Origin of the sequence: Catenulispora rubra (assembly GCF_015356825.1) — a bacterium.
Classification (GTDB): domain Bacteria; phylum Actinomycetota; class Actinomycetes; order Streptomycetales; family Catenulisporaceae; genus Catenulispora; species Catenulispora rubra.
Window position 1 is genome coordinate 16,556 of record NZ_JAACYW010000069.1, and the last position, 18,370, is coordinate 34,925.

Here is an 18,370-nt window from a genome sequence, read left to right on the forward strand (position 1 = left end):
GGGTGTATCCCGCCTCCGAGGCATGCCGCCGCCGCTCACCGCCCGATCACTCCGGATACCCCAGCTGCACGTCATGCCGGCTGTCGATCCGTCCATCGACCCGCACCGCGCTCGCCACCGGCGGGTACCCGCTGGCGATCAGCGTGTACTCCCCGGCGTCGAGGTCGGCGAAGGCGAAGGAGCCCTCCGGGTCGCTGTCGGCGGTGGCCACCACGTTGCCGGCGCCGTCCATCAGCATCACGCGCGCGTCGGGGAGCGGGGAGTCCGTGGACCAGGCGCGGACCGTGCCGATCAGCCGTACCGCCGGGTGCAGCTCGACGTCGGCGCGCGTCGTCCCGTGGCCGTCGATCGCGATCGACAGCGCGCCGGGCCGGTGCCCGACCGCGTTCACCGCCAGCGTCAGCGTGCCGACCGGCAGGTCGCGGAAGGTGTGCGCGCCGTCCTCGCCGGTGCGGCGGCTGGTCACCAGGTCGCCGGCGGCGTCGGTGAGCATTAGCGTGGCCCCGCCGATGCGGCTGCCGTCGGTGGCGCGGACCGTGACCGCCAGCCGGCCCCGCTCGGCCAGCTGGATGTCGTGCCGGACGCTCCGCTCGCTCGCGGTGATGGTCGAGGCCTCCGGCTCGCGGCCGTCGGCGGCGACGATCAGCACGTACGCGCCGGTGCGCGGGACGCCGAGCTGGTAGCCGCCGTCGTCGCTGCTGCGGGCCCGGCCCACCTGCCGACCCTGCGGCGAGACCGCGGTGATCACGGCCAACGGCATCGGCGCGCCGTCGCGGTCGCGGACCTGGCCGTGGATCAGGACGCCGTCGCCGTTGTAGGGGATCGGGATGTGGTGGTACGCGGGCTCCGCCACCTTTGGCTGCGGTTCCAGGACAGGGATCGCGTCGTGCAACGGAAGGAGGAACTCCGTGGGGTCGGTGTGCGCGACCGACTCGGAAGCGGTCTGCACTGCGGGCACCGGCGGCTGACCGACCCGGAAGCTGATCAGCACGAACGACACGACCGCCGCCGCCAACAGCAACCCCGCAGCCCACCAGAACGCGATGACGTACCCGTGGACCTGGGCCTGCGTGTGCAGTGTCGCAACCTGCTGCGACGTGGCGTTCGGGTCGGTGTGCGCCACGGTGTAGTTACGTGTGGCACTCAGTGCCAGGGTGCTGAGAAGCGCCGTGCCGATCGCTCCGCCGACCTGCTGCGAGGTGTTGACCATCGCCGACGCGACCCCGGCGTCCCGCGGATCCACCCCACCGGTCGCGACGTTCATCGCCGGCATGAACGCGCACCCCATGCCCAGCCCCAGCGCGATCGTGCCGGGCAACACCCACGTGTGGTACGGGCTGTCGGCGTTGATCCGCGTCAGCGCGAGCATGCCCGCCGACCCGAGCAGGAAGCCCGGCGGCATCAGGTAACGCGGCCGGACCCGGGTCATCAGCCGCGCGCTGATCTGCGTGGCGCCGATCAGCATGCCGCCGACCATCGGCAGGAACGCCGCGCCGCTGCGGATCGGCGACATCCCCTGCACCGCCTGCAGGTAGTACGTCAGGAATAGGAACGCGCCGAACATGCCGACGATCGCCAGCCCCAGCGACAGATACGCCCCGCCCCGGTCGCGGTTCCACACCACGCGCAGCGGAAGCAGCGGGGCCTTGGAGATCGCCTCGACGATGACGAACAAGATGAGCGCGACCCCGGCCGCGATCAGCAGGCTGATGGTGATCCGCGCGCTCCAGCCGTCGGACTCGGCGCGCGACAGGCCGTAGACCAGGGACCCGAGCCCGCCTGTCACCAGGAAGATTCCGAGGAAGTCCAGACGTCCATGGTCGCGATGGCGCGTGGGTTCGCGGACGGTGATCGCCGCGCCGGCGAACGCGATGACGGCGAACACGACGTTGACGAACATCGTCCAGCGCCAGCTCAGGTACTGCGTCAGCAGCCCGCCGAGCATCAGTCCGACCGCCGCGCCGCCGCCGGCGATCGAGCCCCAGATACCGAACGCCTTGGCGCGCTCGGCCGGCGCGGTGAACATCACGGTCACCAGCGACAGCGCCGACGGCGCCAGCATCGCGCCGAAGCAGCCCTGCAGCGCGCGGGCGCCGAGCAGCATCGCGGTGTCGACGGAGGCCCCGCCGAGCGCCGAGGCCAGCGCGAACCCGATGACGCCGACCTGGAACGTCCGCTTGCGCCCGAGCCGGTCGGCCAGCCGGCCGCCGAACAACAGCAGCGCGCCGAACGGCAGCGCGTAGGCGGTGACCACCCACTGCCGGTCCGCGTCGGAGAAGCCCAGATCGTGCTGCGCCGAGGGCAGCGCGATGTTCACCACTGTGCCGTCGAGCACCACCATGAGCTGCGCGAGGCCGATGAAGGCCAGGGCCTTCCAGCGGCGGGGGTCGACCAGCGGTGGGGCGGCTGGATTGGTTGAGGACATGCGGAGTTACACCTATCCGAACAACTGCAAGGAATTATCAGGATTCGAAGACGAAGGGGGCGGCGAGCGGAAATTCGCTATGGCTATGCGAAGGCTCTGAGAACGCCGGTTTTCAGCGGCTTATTCGCGCATTGCGACGCCGCCGACGTGTGGTGCGCGACTGATTTATGGACATCCGCACCACCTTCCCCAATACGAAACGGCTCCGTACCACAATAGTAGCCGAAGCCCGTATTTACGAACTCTGAGATCAACGCCGTGTTTGCATCCGGTCGCAGCGGGCAATGTGCCGGCGCCTAAGCCCCCGGCCCGCTGGGTGCCCGTTACCGCGGCGAAGTAGACACAGATACGGGGTCAGACCGCCCTCGCGTGCCACAATTGAACCGTGATCAGCATCGAGCCCGAACAGTTCGAGCAACTGGTCGGCGAAGCGCTGGACTCCATCCCGGAGGCGCTGGCGCGCCAGATCCGGAACGTGGCGGTGGTCGTCGAGGCCGAGGCGCCGTACGCCGGGCTGCTGGGGCTGTACGAGGGCATTCCGCTGACCGGGCGGGGGGAGTGGTACTCCGGGGTGCTGCCGGACCGGATCACCATCTACCGCAACGAGATCCTGAAGATCTGCCACAGCTACGAGGACGTGGTGCGCGAGGTACGCACGACGGTCATCCACGAGGTGGGGCATCACTTCGGCATCGACGACGAGCGGCTGCACGAGCTCGGGTGGTGAACGGACCCCGCCGGCGAGCCCGTCAGCCGCGGGCCGCGTACGTCCAGAAGTCCCTCTGGAGCCCCAACGCGGTCGGGGACCCCATCGCCACCTGCGACAGCAGGATCGCGACGGAGCCGGGGACCGAGCCGGTGCCCGGGACGATGTGCGCGCTCGTGCCGGAGCCGCCGGTCCAGCCGTAGCGGCCCGGGATGTTCCAGGGGTCGATGTCGGCGATGTCCACCGAGCCGCCGACGCCCCAGCCCTGGCCGTCCAGGAACAGGCGCGAGGCTGCGCGCTGGTCCGCGGTGAGGTGGTCGGTGATCATCTCGCGGACCGACTCTGGCGATAGCAGCCCGTCCGTCCCCGGCAGCAGTGTGCGGGCGAAGGCGTGGTAGTCGTCGAGGGTGGAGACCAGGCCGCCGGCGCCGGACGGGAACGCAGGCAGGCGGCTCCAGTCCCCGGTCGGCGGATCGGCCAGGACCAGTCCGCTGTCGTCGGATTCGTAGAACCAAGTGAATCGGTCGAGGTTCGCGGCGGGAACTTCGAAGGCGGTGTCCTTCATGCCCAGCGGGTCGAAGATGCGCTCGGCCATCAGTTCCGGCAGCGGGGTGTCGGCGGCGCGGGCCAGCAGTACGCCGAGGATTTCGCTGCACGTGTTGTACAGCCAGCGCTCGCCGGGCTGGTAGACCAGCGGGACCCCGGCGAGGCTCTTGAGCCACTCGTCCGGCGCGGGCGGTTCCTGGACGTGTAGACCGCGCTGGTAACCCTGATCGAACAACGCGCCGACCGCCGGCAAGCTGAACTCGTCCGGGAAGCCCCAGCCGGCGCGGGACGTGAGCACGTCGGCCACGGTGATCGGGCGTACCGCCGGGATCACGTCGTCGAGTGGGGCGTCGGGGGTGCGCACGACCATCGGGTGCGCCAGCTCCGGCAGCCACCGCGCGATCGGGTCGTCGTGCCCGATGCGGCCCTCCTCGATCAACAGCAGCGCCAGCGCCGCGGTGATCGGCTTGGTGAGGGACGCGATGCGGAAGAGCGTGTCGCGGGCCATCGGCGCGGAGCCGCCGAGCCCGGTCGTCCCGGCGGTCGCGATCTCGACGTCGTCGCCGCGTGCCACGAGCGCCACGACGCCGGGTGCCTTGCCGTCGTCCACCGCGGACTGGAGAAGTTCTTGCAGGTCGGTCGCCACGCCTGCCACCGTACGCGCCGCCACGGACAGTCGCCCGGGGAAGAAATCAAGCGTGCATGATTGATTTTTTGTTGCCGAGCTGAAAGGCTCGCGATGACCCCGAAGCGAACACCGGCCCGAACTGAACACCGGTCCCGAACCGAACACCGACCCGGGAGGCGCGATGGCAGTGCTCGACGACCTGCTCGAAGACCTGGCCGCGGAAAGCGGAGTCCTGGACGCCCTGGTCACCCCGCTCGACGCCGCGGCCTGGCGCACCGAGACACCGGCCCCCGGCTGGACGATCGCGCACCAGATCGCGCACCTCGCCTGGACCGACCGCGTCGCCGCTCTCGCCGCCCGCGATCCGGACGCGTTCAACGCGATGCTGACCCGCGCGTTGCAAGAAGGCGGCGCCGGCTTCGTCGATCAGCAGGCTGAGAAAGGCGCGCAGCTGGCGCCGTCCGAGCTGCTCGCGGCCTGGCGCGCCGACCGCCACAACCTGGCCAGGGCGCTCCCCGAAGTCCCGCCCGGCGGCAAGCTGCCCTGGTTCGGCCCGCCGATGGGCGCCGCGACCATGGCCACCGCCCGCCTCATGGAGACCTGGGCCCACGGCCAGGACATCGCCGACGCCCTCGGCGTGCGGCGCGAGCCGACCGCGCGCCTGCGCAACGTCGCGCACCTCGGCGTCCGCACCCGCGACTTCGCCTTCGTCCAGCGCGGCCTGCCGGTGCCCGACGCCGAGTTCCGCATCGAGCTCACCGCGCCCGACGGCGGCTCGTGGACCTGGGGCCCGGAGACGGCGACCGAGCGCGTGACCGGCCCGGCGCTCGACTTCTGCCTGCTGGTGGCCCAGCGCCGGCACCGCGACGACTTGGCCGTGCAGGCCGTCGGGAGCGAGGCGGATCAGTGGCTTGACATCGCGCAGGTGTTCGCGGGACCGAGCGGGCCCGGCCGGAGCAAGGGGCAGTTCGCATGACCGAGGCCAAAGCCAATGTGTTGTCGCAGAACCCGGACGTCCTCCGGATCGGCAACGCCTCCGGCTTCTACGGCGACCGCTTCAGCGCCGTCCGCGAGATGCTCGAAGGCGGCGAACTCGACGTCCTGACCGGCGACTACCTCGCCGAGCTGACCATGCTCATCCTTGGCCGCGACCGGATGAAGAACCCTGACGCCGGCTACGCCAAGACCTTCCTGCGCCAGATGGAGGACGCCCTCGGCCTCGCGCTGGAGCGCGGCGTCAAGATCGTGGCGAACGCCGGCGGCCTGAACCCGGTGGGACTGGCCGACAAGCTGCGGGAGGTGGCCGCGAAACTCGGCCTGAGCGCCGCGATCGCGCACGTCGAGGGCGACGACCTCCTGCCGCGTGCATCAGAGCTCGGATTCGCCGGGGCACTGACCGCGAACGCCTACCTCGGCGGCTTCGGCATCGCCGCGTGCCTGCGCGCCGGCGCCGACGTCGTGGTCACCGGCCGCGTCACCGATGCCTCGCTGGTCGTGGGCTCGGCCGTCGCGCACTTCGGCTGGCAGCCCGCCGACCACGACCGGCTGGCCGGCGCCGTCGCCGCCGGGCACGTCATCGAGTGCGGCGCGCAGGCCACCGGCGGCAACTACGCCTTCTTCACCGAGATCGCCGACCTGCGCCACCCCGGCTTCCCGATCGCCGAGCTGCACGCCGACGGCTCCAGCGTCATCACCAAGCACCCGGGGACCGGCGGCGCCGTCAGCGTCGGGACGGTCACGGCGCAGCTGCTGTACGAGATCACCGGCCACCGGTATGCGAACCCTGACGTCACCACGCGCCTGGACACCGTGACGCTGACCCAGGACGGCCCGGACCGGGTCGGCATCAGCGGCGTCGTCGGCGAAGCCCCGCCCCCGCAGCTCAAGGTGGCCCTGAACAAGCTCGGCGGCTTCCGCAACCAGGTCGAGTTCGTGCTCACCGGCCTGTCGATCGAGTCCAAGGCGGACCTGGCGAAGGAGCAACTGCTCGCCGGGCTGACCGACACCCCCGAGTCGATCGAGTGGACCCTGGTCCGCACCGACCAGCCCGACGCCGACACCGAGGAGACCGCCAGCGCTCTGCTCCGGTGCGTCGTCCGCGATCAGAACGCTGACGTCATCGGCCGCGCCTTCACCGGCGCTGCCGTGGAACTCGCGTTGTTCGGCTACCCCGGCTTCCACGTGACGGCACCGCCCGGGGCGGCCTCGCCCTACGGCGTCTACACCGCCGCCTACGTCGACGCCGCCGAGGTCACGCATGCCGCGGTGCTGCCCGACGGCGAGCGCGTCGTCGTCGCACACCCGGATCAGACGCTAGTCCTCAAGACAGCGCCGGATCCCGTTCTGCCGCAACGACTTCCCGCCGAGGAGACCCACCTGGCCCCGCTCGGTCTGGTCTTCGGCGCGCGCAGCGGGGACAAGGGCGGCGACGCGAACGTCGGCGTCTGGGCTCGCAGCGACGAGGCTTGGCGTTGGCTCGCGCACGAACTCACCGTCGAGCGTTTCAAGGCTCTGCTTCCCGAGACGGCCGACCTGGCCGTCACCCGCCACGCGTTCCCGAACCTGCGTGCCGTGAACTTCGTCGTCGAGGGTGTCCTCGGCGCCGGCGTCGCCTCCCAGGCCCGGTTCGACCCGCAGGCCAAGGGCCTGGGCGAATGGCTGCGGGCCCGCAACGTCGAGCTTCCGGTGTCCTTGCTGAAAGGCAGTGAGCGGTGAACCGGCTGTCCAGTCCTGCCTGGTCGACCGAGGAACGCAGGGCCCTGAGGGCGACCGTCCGCAGGTTCACGGAGCAGGAGGTACTGCCGAACCTTGACGGCTGGGAGCGTGCCGGTGAGCTGCCGCGCGAGCTGTCCAAGAAGGCCGGTGCGCTGGGCCTGCTCGGCGTCGCACATCCGGTCGAGGTCGGTGGCGGAGGCGGCGACCTGATCGACGCCATCACCGTCAACGAGGAGATGCACTACGCCGGAGGCTCCAGCGGCTTGTTCGCATCCTTGTTCACCTGCGGCATATCCACGCCACATCTGATCGCCGCCAATGACCGCGAGCAGATCGAGCGGTGGGTAAGGCCGACGCTGGCCGGAGAGCTGATCGGGGCGCTGGCCGTCACCGAACCCAGTGGCGGCAGCGACGTGGCGCGCATCCAGACCACGGCTCGCCGCGACGGCGACCATTTCGTCGTCAACGGTGCGAAGACCTTCATCACGTCCGGCGTTCGCGCCGACTACGTGGTCGCCGCCGTGCGCACCGGTGGTCCTGGAGCCGACGGGATCTCCTTGCTGGTCATCGAGAAAGGTACGCCGGGCTTCACCGTCAGCCGTCGGCTGGAGAAGCTGGGATGGCTGTGTTCTGATACGGCCGAACTGGCGTTCCAGGACGCGCACGTCCCGGCCGAGAACCTGGTCGGCGCCGAGAACAGCGGCTTCGTCCAGCTCGCCGAGCACTTCCTGTCCGAACGCGTCGCGCTCGCCGCGCAGGCCTACTCGCACGCGCAGCGCTGCCTGGACCTGGTCGTGGACTGGACGCGGAACCGCGAGACGTTCGGCAAGCCGCTGATCGACCGGCAACTCGTCCAGAACACCCTCACCGAAATGGCCCGGAAGATCGACGTGTCGCGGACCTATACCCATGCCCTGATCGATCGCTCCATCGCCGGGGCGGGTGATGGGCAAGCACAGCCGGATCTCATTGCAGAGGTCTGTTTCGCCAAGAACACCGCGGTCGAGACCGCCGAATGGGTCGCGACGCAAGCTCTGCAACTGTTCGGAGGCCTCGGCTACATGCGTGAATCAGAGGTCGAACGCCACTACCGCGACGTCCGGATCCTGGGCATCGGCGGCGGAGCGACCGAGGTGATGAACGGCCTGGCGGCCCGCGTGCTGGGCTTCCGCTCGTGACCGCGCTGCGCACGGCGCTGGACGCCGCCTCCGCCGAGCACCTGGCGAACACCGAGGCGATGCGCGCCAAGCTCGCCGAGATCGAGACCGAGCATGCCAAAGCCCTGATCGGCGGCGGCGAGAAGTACGTCGCCCGGCACCACGAGCGCGGCAAGCTGCTCGCCCGCGAGCGCGTCGAGCTGCTGCTCGACCCGGACTCGCCGTTCCTGGAACTGTGCCCGCTGGCCGGCTGGGGCAGCGAGTTCACGGTCGGCGCGGCGCTGGTCACCGGCATCGGCGTGGTGTCCGGCGTGGAGTGCCTGATCGTCGCCAACGACCCGACCGTGCGCGGCGGCGCGACCAACCCCTGGACGCTGCGCAAGTCGTTCCGGGCGCACGAGGTCGCCGAGCAGAACCGGCTGCCGGTCATCGCGCTGGTCGAGTCCGGGGGCGCGGATCTGCCGACGCAGAAAGAGGTCTTCATCCCCGGCGGCCGCACCTTCCGCGACATCACGCGCGCCTCGGCGGCCGGGATCCCGACGATCGCCATCGTGTTCGGCAACTCCACGGCCGGCGGCGCGTACATCCCGGGCATGTCCGACCACGTGGTGATGATCAAGGAGCGGTCCAAGGTCTTCCTCGGCGGCCCGCCGCTGGTGAAGATGGCCACCGGCGAGGAGTCCGACGACGAGTCCCTCGGCGGCGCGGAGATGCACGCGCGGACCTCGGGCCTGGCCGACTACCTGGCGGCCGACGAGCACGACGCGATCCGGATCGGACGGCGGATCGTCAGCAGGCTGAATTGGCGTAAGCAGGGTCCTGAGCCGCGTTCGACGGTGCTCCCGCCGCTGTTCCCGGAGGAGGAACTGCTCGGGATCGTGCCGCCGGACCTGAAGACGCCGTTCGATCCGCGCGAGGTGATCGCCCGGGTCGTCGACGCCTCGGACTTCGACGAGTTCAAGCCGCTCTACGGCTCATCGCTGGCCACCGGTTGGGCGGAGATCCACGGCTATCCGGTCGGCATCCTGGCGAACACGCGCGGCGTGCTGTTCAGCGAGGAAGCGCAGAAGGCCACGCAGTTCATCCAGCTGGCGAACCGGTACGACACCCCGCTGCTGTTCCTGCACAACACCACCGGCTACATGGTTGGCAAGGAGTATGAGCAGAAGGGGATCATCAAGCACGGCGCACAGATGATCAACGCGGTGTCGAACTCGACGGTGCCGCACATCTCGATCCTGATGGGCGCCTCCTACGGCGCCGGGCACTACGGGATGTGCGGCCGGGCCTACGATCCGCGCTTCCTGTTCGCCTGGCCGAGCGCCAAGTCGGCGGTGATGGGGCCGGCGCAGCTCGCGGGCGTCATCTCGCTGGTGACGCGGGGTTCGGCGGCGGCGAAGGGGCAGCCGTTCGACGAGACCGCCGACGCGCAGATGCGGGAGCTGGTCGAGGCGCAGATCGAGGCCGAGTCGCTGCCGTTGTTCCTGTCCGGGCGGGTGTACGACGACGGGGTCGTCGATCCGCGCGACACCCGGACGATCGTCGGGTTCTGTCTGTCCGCGATCGCCAACGCCCCGGTTCAGGGCACTGAGAAGTTCGGCGTGTTCCGTCTTTAGAAGGGCTGGGAGGACTCTGTTATGGCTGACTTCACGACGGCCGAAGTCAAGACGGCTGACTTCACGGTCGGCTTCACGACGGGACCGCTGAACACCGTCCTGGTCGCGAACCGCGGCGAGATCGCGCGCCGGGTGTTCGCGACGTGCCGGCGCCTCGGCTACGGGACGGTCGCGGTGTTCTCTGACGCCGACTCAGATGCTTTGCATGTACGGGAGGCCGACGTCGCAGTCCGGCTGCCCGGCAACACGTCCGCCGAGACGTATCTGCGTTCTGATCTGCTGATCGCGGCGGCGCTGGCCGCCGGGGCCGACGCGGTGCACCCGGGGTATGGGTTCCTGTCCGAGAAGGAGGACTTCGCGCAGGCGGTGGTCGACGCGGGGCTGCGTTGGCTCGGGCCGCCGCCGTCAGCGATCGCCGCGATGGGGTCGAAGGTCGCGGCGAAGAAGATGATGGCCGCTGCCGGGGTTCCGGTGCTGCGGGAGCTGAGTGCGGACGAGGTCGGCGAGGCTGACCTCCCGGTGCTGATCAAGGCCTCGGCCGGTGGCGGCGGGCGCGGGATGCGCGTGGTGCGCAGCCTCGCCGAGCTGCCGGGGCAGTGGGAGGCGGCGCAGGCGGAGGCGGCTTCGGCGTTCGGCGACGGGACGGTGTTCTGCGAGCAGTACATCGAGACCGGGCGGCACATCGAGGTGCAGGTGCTGGCCGACGCGCACGGCACGGTGTGGGCCGTGGGGGAGCGGGAGTGCTCGATCCAGCGGCGGCATCAGAAGGTGGTGGAGGAGGCGCCTTCGCCGTTCGTGCAGGCGCATCCGGAGCTGCGGGAGAAGCTGTTCGGTGCGGCTCGGGACGCGGCTGCTGTGATCGGGTACGTCGGCGCGGGGACCGTGGAGTTCCTGGTGGCGCCGGACGGGTCCTTCGCGTTTCTGGAGATGAACACGCGGCTGCAGGTCGAGCATCCGGTGACGGAGCTGACGACGGGTCTTGACCTGGTCGCTTGGCAGCTGCGGATCGCGGCGGGGGAGGCGTTGCCCGCGTCGGGGGAGCCCGGCGCGGCGGACAAGTCGGGCGTACCTGGCGGGCCGAGCGAGCCGGGCAAGCCTGGCGGGCCTGGCAGGCTCGGCGAGCCGACGGTGCGGGGGTCGGCGATCGAGGTGCGGTTGTATGCCGAGGACCCGGCGAAGGATTGGCAGCCGGCGTCGGGGACGTTGCACCGGTTCGCGGTGCCGGGGGTCTCGTGCGAGTTCGAGGTCGTGGACACCGCCACGCGCACGGAACCGTTGCTGCGCTTGGATTCCGGCGTCGAGTCGGGGTCGGTCGTGGGGGTGTACTACGACCCGATGCTGGCGAAGGTGATCGCTTGGGCGCCGCGGCGTGCCGAGGCGGCACGCGTGTTGGCTTCGGCGCTCGCGGGATCGGAGATCCATGGTGTCGTGACCAACCGGGATCTGTTGGTCAATGTGCTGCGACACCCGGCTTTCCTCGCTGGTGACACGGATACGGCGTTCTTCTCGACCTATGGGCTGGACGTGCTGGCCGCGCCTTTGGCGTCGCCGGAGACCGAGCGGGTTTCGGCGCTTGCCGGGGCGCTGGCGGTGGCGGCGGGGCATCGGGCTGAGGCGCCGGTGCTCGGCGGGTTGCCGAGCGGGTGGCGGAACGTGCCGTCGCAGGCTCAGCGGCGGGTGCTTGCCGCGGGATCGTCCGAGTACGAGGTGCGGTATCGCTTCGGGCGCGACGGTTTGCTCGCCGAGGGGTACGACGGAGTCGGGTTGGTGTCGGCCACGCCTGCCGAGGTGGTGCTCGACATCAGGGGTTTGCGACGTGCCTTTCGCGTCGGCCGGCACGGCGGGGCGGTGGTCGTGGACTCGCCACTGGGGTCGGTGACGTTCACGCTGGTCCCGACGTTCACTGATCCGGCGGACACGGTTGCGGCTGGTTCGCTGCTGGCGCCGATGCCGGGTTCGGTGGTGCGGCTTGGCGTGGCGGGCGTCGGTGATGTGGTCGAGGCGGGTCAGCCGATCCTGTGGCTGGAGGCGATGAAGATGGAGCACCAGGTGTCCGCGCCGGTCGCGGGGGTGTTGAGTGCGCTGCCGGTTTCGGTCGGCAGTCAGGTGGATGTCGGGACCGTGTTGGCGGTCGTGGAAGTCGTGGCAGTCGTCGAGGAGGCCGGGGCAGCATGACCGAGACTTTGGTGCGGTACGCGGCCGAGGGCGGCGTGGCGACGTTGACGCTCGATTCGCCGGCGAATCGCAATGCGCTGTCGTCGGGTTTGGTGGCGCAGTTGCACGCCGGTTTGCGGGAGGCGGCGGCCGATCCGCGTGTGCGGGTGGTCGTGTTGGGACATACCGGCAATACCTTCTGCGCTGGGGCTGACCTGTCGGAGGCGACGTCGGAGCCGGTGGATCCCGAGGGTCCGGTGGCCGGACGCGCGCGGGCGCTCGCGGCGCTGCTGCGTGCGCTGGTGGAGTTGCCGAAGCCGGTGGTCGCGGCCGTGGACGGTCATGTGCGGGCCGGCGGGATGGGCCTGGTCGCGGCCTGCGACCTGGCGGTGGCCGGGCCCGCGGCGAGCTTCGCGCTGACTGAGGCGCGGCTCGGGGTGGCGCCGTCGATCATCTCACTGACGGTGCTGCCGAGGCTCACGTCGCGGGCCGCCTCGCGTTACTTCCTGACCGGCGAGAAGTTCGACGCGGCGCGCGCCGAGGCGCTGGGCCTGATCACGCTGGCGGCCGACGACGTGCCCGCGGCGGTCGCGGAGCTGGTCGCGGCCCTGCGCCAGGGCTCGCCGCAGGGGCTGGCCGAGTCGAAGAAGCTGGTGACGGCCTCAGTCCTGGCCGCGTTCGACGCGGATGCGGACACGCTCGCCACGGCGTCGGCGCGGCTGTTCGCCTCGGAGGAGGCGCGGGAGGGGATGACCGCGTTCTTGCAGCGGCGGGCTCCGAGATGGGCAGAATAGCGGTTCACCGGCTACCAGCTGCTCTACCACCCGCTTTACCACCCGCTCGACCGAACAGGCGGACCACCACCGATGCGCGAACCTCAGCAGGACCGAAGCCGGGCCACCCGCCGCCGCTTGCTGGAGGCGTGCGTGGAGTGCCTGGCGGACACGGGGTGGAGCGCGACGACCGTGGCGGTGGTCGCCGAGCACGCGGGCGTTTCGCGGGGCGCGGCCCAGCACCACTTCCCGACCCGCGAGGACCTGATCACCGCCGCGCTGGAGCACATGTTCGACGAGCGCATCGAGTCGGCGCGTGCCGAGCTCAGCGCGCCCGGGAGCGTCGTCACGACCGAGGCGGTCGTCTCGCGCCTGGTCGAGCACTTCACCGGCACGCTGTTCAAGGCCGCGTTGCAGGTGTGGACGGCAGCGGCCGCCGACGAGGCGCTGCGTGCGCGTGTGGTGCCGCTGGAGCAGAAGTTCGGGCGCGTCGCGTACCGCATGGCCATCGAGGCGTTGGGGGTCATCGATGAGGACGAGACCGTCCATCGTCTGGTGCAGGCCACGCTCGACCTGGCGCGCGGCCTGGGGCTCGCCGACGTGCTGACGGACGACTCCGCGCGGCGCGGCGAGGTGGTGCGGGCTTGGTCGGCGCACCTGGACGCGGTGCTGCGCGAGCGCGCGGCGGCGTGACGCCGGCTCGCTGTACGAGCGTGGCAATCATGTCCCTGACCTGCGGTGTATGCTCCCTTGGCTGACCCGCGGAGGGTCGGTCAGGGAGAGGAACCGGGGATGGACACCGAGATAGGACCCGACGCGAGCGACTCGTCACGCTCCGCCGAGCCCGCCGCTGCTGACGGCGCGCAGTTCGCACCGGTCGAGCCGACGTCGCCGCCGCCGACAGTGTCCGCGCCGGTGTCCCCGCCGATGCCGACCGCCCCGTCTCCGGCGCCGGCGAACACTCCGCAGCCGATGTCCCCGCCGCCCGCGCTGCCGCCTTACCCGGCACAGCCGTGGCCCGCGCCGCCCTACGGCCAGCAGCCGCCGAACCCCTACGGCTACCCGCCCTACGGCTATGGCTACGGCTACCCCTACGGCCAACCGCAGCGGCCGACCGGCACCAACGGCCTCGCGATCGCCTCCTTCGTCCTCGGCATCTGCGGATTCTTCGTCGTCACCCCGATCATCGGCCTGATCTTCGGCATCGTCTCGCTCGCGGCGGTCCGCCGCACTGGCCAGAAGGGCAAACGCCTGGCGATCAGCGGCATCGTCCTGTCGAGCTTGTGGATCGCCGCCCTCGGCACGCTCTTCACCGTCGCCGCCATCAACACGCCGGACCCCGCGCAGCGGAGCGCCGACGGCACCGTCGTCAGCCCGGGCACGGTCTCGGTGTTCGGGCTGCACCCGAAGGACTGCTTCACCCTGCCGCCGGGTGCGATCGGCTCCACCAACAACAGCGCCCGGACCCTCACCGTCGTCCCCTGCACCACGGCGCACGACAGCGAGGCGTTCGGCTCGTTCTCCGCCGCCGAGAGCACCTTCCCCGGCGTGGACGGCATGCGCGACGAGAGCTCGTCGCAGTGCGCACGGCAGCTCACCTCGTTCGTTCCGGACCCGGTGACACTGCCGGCCGGCACCCGCCTGCAGTTCATCTACCCGAACCAGCAGGCCTGGGACGCCGGTGAACGCCGCGTGACGTGCTTCCTGCAGTTCAGCAGGGCCACGATGACGCACTCGGTCTACCGCGACCCCTCGACCTACAACGCCGACCAGCTCCGCTTCCTCAACGCCGTCAGCCCACTGTCGACGGCCATCGGCCGACTGGTCGCGACGCCGGACTCGGCCGACATCTCGGTCTTCCAGCAGCGCGCGAACGACATAGCGTCCGCCACCCAGAGCGAGGTGTCGGCACTGTCGGGCACGCCGTGGCCGGCCTCCGTGCAGCCGGCGATGGACGCCCTCATCGCCAACCACACCAAGGCTGCCGCGGTCTGGGAGCAGGTCGCGGGCGCCACGGACGTCACGTCGTTCAACGGCCAGGCCCGCAAAGCCGAAGCCGCCTTCGACGCCGACGACATGATCGCGGTCCGGACGGCGCTCGGTCTGGCGACGCCTTCCGGCGCGGGCGGCGGGACCGGGACGGCGTCAGCCTGATCGGGGATCAGGAAAGCCGCCTAAAGCGACCCCGACCCCGGCTTCCCCTCAGCCTCAACCTCCGCCCCACAAGACCCCCGCACCACCAACCGCGTAGCCACCTGCAAAGGCGCACTGGCCGACCCGTCGTCCGCGTCCAACGCGTCCACCAGCGCCTCGACCGCCCCCGCGCCGAGCGCTACGCGGTCCTGCGCGACCGTCGTCAGCGTCGGCCGCACCAGCGCCGCGGCCTCGATGTCGTCGAATCCGACCACCGCCATGTCCTGCGGGACCCGCAGGCCGGCGTCGGCCAGGGCGTGCAGTGCGCCGATCGCCATCTCGTCGCCGGCGGCGAAGATCGCCGTGGGCGGCTCGGGTAGCTCGATCAGGCGGCGCGCCGCCTCGTACCCGCTGGCGAGGAAGAAGTCTCCGTCGACGACGTGCTGGGGGTCCGGCGTGAGGCCTAGCCGTGCCATTTCCGCCTGGTACCCCGCCAGCCGCTCGGTCGCGGGCATCAGGGTCAGCGGCCCGGTGATGGTGGCGATCGCGGTGTGGCCGAGGCTGTGCAGGTGGCGGACCGCGGTGGCCGCCCCGGCCCGGTTGTCCGAGGTGACGTACGTCGTGCGGTTGCGGTGCAGCGGCAGGTCGATGCCGACGCACGGCGTCCCGGCGTCCACCAGCGCCGTGATCGCCGGGTGCCCGGCGTCGACGCCCATCATGATCACGCCCGCGAGGCTGTGCTGCTGTGCCGCGCGCAGGTACAGCGTCACGTCGCCGGGGCTCGCCGCGCTGGCGGTGGACAGCACCATCAGGTGGTAACCCGACTCGGCGAGGGTCTGCTTGATCCCGACGAACAGGTCCAGCAGGAACGGATGCCTGCGGTCCTGGTTGGTGTAGCCGGTGTCCCAGATCAGCCCGATCATGTCCGAGCGCCGCCGCACCAGCGTGCGGGCCGGCTGGTTCGGCGAGTAGCCCAGCCGCTCGGCCATCTCCAGGATCCGCCGCCGGGTCTCCGGGCTCACCTCGGCACGGTCGTTCAGGGCGCGCGAGACCGTCGCGGGGGAGACGCCGCTGAGGCGTGCCAGCTCGCGGATGTCCACCATGGAGTGTGACCCTAGCGGAAGACAGCTGGCTGCGATAGATCGTTAGGCGCGTCGGCGGAAACGTATCCGGGCAGAACAACTGCGGCGCGCCGCCGGGCAACCAGGACCCGGCGGCGCGCCGATCCTAGGGCTGAACCGTCATCGCGAAGATGTGGATTGCCGGATCATTCGGCACAGACACCGTTTTCACCGTCTTCGTCGCGTCGATCGCGATCGAGTTGTAGAACACGTCGTAGTCGATCCCGAAGTTCGCCGGTCCGCTCGGCGTGTTCCGATGCGTGGTGACGATCGTCGGCGTGGCCCCGTACGCGGTCGGCGACGAGCAGCACCAGTTCGGGAAGCCGAGGCTCCCGCTGCCGGACGAGCCGTCGGTATAGGTCACCGTGACCGTGTCCGTGGCGAACCCGGCCTCCGCGCCGAGGAAGCCGAGCTTCGACCCCTGCCCGGTGACGTTCACCAGCACGCCGCTGCCGGCCACGTTGTCGTTCGTCCCGGTCGCCGACGACGGCCAGGTGAACGTCGTGCCGCCGGCCTTGATCGAGGCTCCCGGTGTGGCACCGGCCGCCGCGAGGGCCTGCGCCGAGTAGCTGTCGTTGTCCCCGTCGAAGTTCCCGGGGCCGGGGTTGGTCTCGTCGCTGATCGCGATGTTGTTGAACGCACTGGCCAGCGTCGGGAACGGCGTGTTCGTGACGTTCGACAAGTCGGCCCTGTCCACCGAAGGCGTCCCGCGATCGCGATAGGCGACCGCAGCACTCAACGTCGTCGTCACCTTCCCCGGCGGTGGCGTGCTTGCGGTGACCGTGAACGTGGCCGTCGCCGACGTCCCCGGCTTGACGTTCCTCAAGCGCACCGACGACGGCGTCGCCGTCCACCCGGTCGGCAGCTTCAGCGTGACAGAGGGCTGCTGCGCGTCGAAGTACCCGTAGTCGCCGAACGACACGGTCACCGGCGTCGGCACCCCGGCGGCCAGCGGCGCGCCGCTGATCGTGGCCGCGGTGTGGATCGGCAGGTGCTTGTCGCCCCGGGAATGGACCCGGTAGATGACCGTCGCGTGCGGCGCCAGGGACGCGGATATCGCGCCGTCGCTGGCGCTCTTGGCCTTGCTCACCAGATCGGTCAGCTGGAACGGCGCGCTGCCGGCCCGCAGGCCGATGGTCGCGGCGTCGGTCGTCACGGTCTGCGCGGTGTCGCCCTTGTTGAACAACACGACCGAGACGTCGCCGTTCGCCAACGGCTTGGCCAGCACGTCATACCCGGTTCCGGACTGCACGACCGTGCCCTGCGCGCCGAGCCGGTCCTGGTCCACGGCCACGACATCGGGGTTCGCCACGATCCCGACTTCGGCCGGCGTCAGCTTCGACAGGTCCGTGGACAACAGGATCGGCGAGGCCATCTCGGCCCACAGCGTCATCTGGGTCTGCTCCTCGGTCGGGCTCAGCCCGCCGTTGCCGACCTCCAGCATGTCCGCGTCGTTCCAGTGCCCGGGACCGGCCCACTGTGCCAGGCCCGGCGTGTTGTCCTCGCTGTAGTTCTCCAGCACGCTCGGCCAGGCGTCGTAGATGTCCGAGCCGAAACGCCACAGGTTGCCGTGCTGGTAGAGCCAGGTCAGCTCGTTGGTGAAGTCCGCGCCGGAGCAGCACACGTAGGCCGGGGCCGACTCGGAGAACATCATCGGCCGGTGCTCGTTCAGCAGCGCCTGGCTGGCCTCGGTGTAGACGATCTGCGCGACCTGGCTGGCCGTCTTGCCGGGGAACTGGTCCATCGGCTGGTAGCAGTAGTCGAGCTTGAGGTAGTCCACGCCCCAGGAGGCGTAGAGGTCGGCGTCCTGCTGGAAGTGGCCGTAGCTGCCGGCCGCGCCCTGGCAGGTCTGGTAGCCGGCGTCCTCGTAGATGCCGAACTTCAGGCCCTTGCTGTGGATGTAGTCGCCGAGCCACTTCAGGCCGTGCGGGAAGCGGGTGGCGTCGACCTGGAGGTTGCCGCTGGCGTCCCGGGTCTTCTGCATCCAGCAGTCGTCGATGTTGACGTAGTCGTAGCCGAGCTTGTTCAGACCCAGCTTGACGATCTGGTCGGCGGTCTTGGTGAACAGCGTCTCGTTCATGGCGCTGTTGCACTCGAAACCGGCCCAGTCGTTGAAGCCCATCGGCGGGGTCAGTGCGAGGCCGTTGTAGGAGGGGTGGGTGTTGATCGGCAGCGGGGCCGTCGTCGGCACGGTACTGGTAGCGCCGGTGGCGGCCGAGACGGTCGGTGCGGCGGCCGTCAGGGCGCCGAACACCATCACGGTCGCGGCGACGGCGCCGAACAGCCGCCGGCGGGGGGTGGTGCGGGACATTACACCTCCGAGGGAGAGGACTGATCTCGCCGAGTCACCGTAAGAAGCGCGAGCGCCGTGCGCAAGTGTTTGGGAAGGGTCAGTT

13 protein-coding genes are annotated in these 18,370 nt (G+C 70.5%); 9 read left to right on the top strand and 4 right to left on the bottom strand.

Annotated features, from left to right (window positions below; genetic code table 11):
* Positions 1-46: 46 nt before the first annotated feature.
* Positions 47-2,425, bottom strand: coding sequence for an MFS transporter (locus GWK61_RS20690; protein ID WP_194910458.1), 2,379 nt, complete (start codon positions 2,423-2,425; stop codon positions 47-49).
* Between the two features lie 385 nt (positions 2,426-2,810).
* Here GWK61_RS20690 and GWK61_RS20695 point away from each other — a divergent pair, with 385 nt between their 5' ends.
* Positions 2,811-3,152 (top strand): metallopeptidase family protein, encoded by a 342-nt coding sequence (locus tag GWK61_RS20695; RefSeq protein WP_194910459.1) that lies wholly within the window; start codon positions 2,811-2,813, stop codon positions 3,150-3,152.
* Positions 3,153-3,174: 22 nt separating this feature from the next.
* On the opposite strand, the gene GWK61_RS20700 is transcribed toward GWK61_RS20695, so the two are convergent.
* Positions 3,175-4,323, bottom strand: coding sequence for a serine hydrolase domain-containing protein (locus GWK61_RS20700; protein WP_194910461.1), 1,149 nt, complete (start codon positions 4,321-4,323; stop codon positions 3,175-3,177).
* Positions 4,324-4,486: 163 nt separating this feature from the next.
* Here GWK61_RS20700 and GWK61_RS20705 point away from each other — a divergent pair, with 163 nt between their 5' ends.
* The 8 genes from GWK61_RS20705 to GWK61_RS20740 all read left to right on the top strand — a co-directional run bounded on the left by GWK61_RS20705 (position 4,487) and on the right by GWK61_RS20740 (position 14,874).
* Complete coding sequence (locus tag GWK61_RS20705) at positions 4,487-5,281, top strand: TIGR03084 family metal-binding protein (protein WP_194910463.1); 795 nt, start codon at positions 4,487-4,489, stop codon at positions 5,279-5,281.
* Complete coding sequence (locus GWK61_RS20710; protein ID WP_194910464.1) at positions 5,278-7,020, top strand: acyclic terpene utilization AtuA family protein; 1,743 nt, start codon at positions 5,278-5,280, stop codon at positions 7,018-7,020. The genes GWK61_RS20705 and GWK61_RS20710 overlap by 4 nt, the downstream gene beginning before the upstream one ends.
* Positions 7,017-8,198, top strand: coding sequence for an acyl-CoA dehydrogenase family protein (locus tag GWK61_RS20715; RefSeq protein WP_194910465.1), 1,182 nt, complete (start codon positions 7,017-7,019; stop codon positions 8,196-8,198). The genes GWK61_RS20710 and GWK61_RS20715 overlap by 4 nt, the downstream gene beginning before the upstream one ends.
* The gene (locus tag GWK61_RS20720) at positions 8,195-9,793 is read left to right on the top strand and encodes an acyl-CoA carboxylase subunit beta (RefSeq protein ID WP_194910466.1); all 1,599 of its coding nucleotides are present in this window, start codon (positions 8,195-8,197) and stop codon (positions 9,791-9,793) included. Before GWK61_RS20715 ends, GWK61_RS20720 begins: the two co-directional genes overlap by 4 nt.
* Before the next feature lie 21 nt (positions 9,794-9,814).
* Positions 9,815-11,968, top strand: coding sequence for an acetyl/propionyl/methylcrotonyl-CoA carboxylase subunit alpha (locus GWK61_RS20725; protein ID WP_228562656.1), 2,154 nt, complete (start codon positions 9,815-9,817; stop codon positions 11,966-11,968).
* Complete coding sequence (locus GWK61_RS20730) at positions 11,965-12,741, top strand: enoyl-CoA hydratase family protein (protein ID WP_194910467.1); 777 nt, start codon at positions 11,965-11,967, stop codon at positions 12,739-12,741. Before GWK61_RS20725 ends, GWK61_RS20730 begins: the two co-directional genes overlap by 4 nt.
* Before the next feature lie 72 nt (positions 12,742-12,813).
* Positions 12,814-13,413 (top strand): TetR/AcrR family transcriptional regulator, encoded by a 600-nt coding sequence (locus GWK61_RS20735; RefSeq protein ID WP_194910468.1) that lies wholly within the window; start codon positions 12,814-12,816, stop codon positions 13,411-13,413.
* A gap of 99 nt (positions 13,414-13,512) precedes the next feature.
* Positions 13,513-14,874, top strand: a complete 1,362-nt coding sequence (locus GWK61_RS20740) for a DUF4190 domain-containing protein (RefSeq protein WP_194910469.1) — start codon at positions 13,513-13,515, stop codon at positions 14,872-14,874.
* A 20-nt stretch (positions 14,875-14,894) separates the two neighbouring features.
* Here GWK61_RS20740 and GWK61_RS20745 read toward each other — a convergent pair whose 3' ends face one another.
* Both GWK61_RS20745 and GWK61_RS20750 read right to left on the bottom strand, forming a co-directional pair.
* Positions 14,895-15,956: a LacI family DNA-binding transcriptional regulator gene (locus tag GWK61_RS20745; RefSeq protein ID WP_194910471.1), complete on the bottom strand. Its 1,062-nt coding sequence runs from the start codon at positions 15,954-15,956 to the stop codon at positions 14,895-14,897.
* Positions 15,957-16,080: 124 nt separating this feature from the next.
* A complete protein-coding gene (locus tag GWK61_RS20750) occupies positions 16,081-18,285 on the bottom strand; it encodes a beta-sandwich domain-containing protein (protein WP_194910473.1) in 2,205 nt (734 codons plus the stop codon).
* Positions 18,286-18,370: the final 85 nt, after the last annotated feature.

Bases quoted from the DNA above. Each gene is read 5' to 3' on its own strand.
- GWK61_RS20690 (WP_194910458.1), bottom strand. From the start codon at position 2,425: ATGTCCTCAACCAATCCAGCCGCCCCACCGCTGGTCGACCCCCGCCGC.
- GWK61_RS20705 (WP_194910463.1), top strand. From the start codon at position 4,487: ATGGCAGTGCTCGACGACCTGCTCGAAGACCTGGCCGCGGAAAGCGGA.
- GWK61_RS20710 (WP_194910464.1), top strand. From the start codon at position 5,278: ATGACCGAGGCCAAAGCCAATGTGTTGTCGCAGAACCCGGACGTCCTC.
- GWK61_RS20725 (WP_228562656.1), top strand. From the start codon at position 9,815: ATGGCTGACTTCACGACGGCCGAAGTCAAGACGGCTGACTTCACGGTC.
- GWK61_RS20730 (WP_194910467.1), top strand. From the start codon at position 11,965: ATGACCGAGACTTTGGTGCGGTACGCGGCCGAGGGCGGCGTGGCGACG.
- GWK61_RS20735 (WP_194910468.1), top strand. From the start codon at position 12,814: ATGCGCGAACCTCAGCAGGACCGAAGCCGGGCCACCCGCCGCCGCTTG.
- GWK61_RS20740 (WP_194910469.1), top strand. From the start codon at position 13,513: ATGGACACCGAGATAGGACCCGACGCGAGCGACTCGTCACGCTCCGCC.
- GWK61_RS20745 (WP_194910471.1), bottom strand. From the start codon at position 15,956: ATGGTGGACATCCGCGAGCTGGCACGCCTCAGCGGCGTCTCCCCCGCG.
- GWK61_RS20750 (WP_194910473.1), bottom strand. From the start codon at position 18,285: ATGTCCCGCACCACCCCCCGCCGGCGGCTGTTCGGCGCCGTCGCCGCG.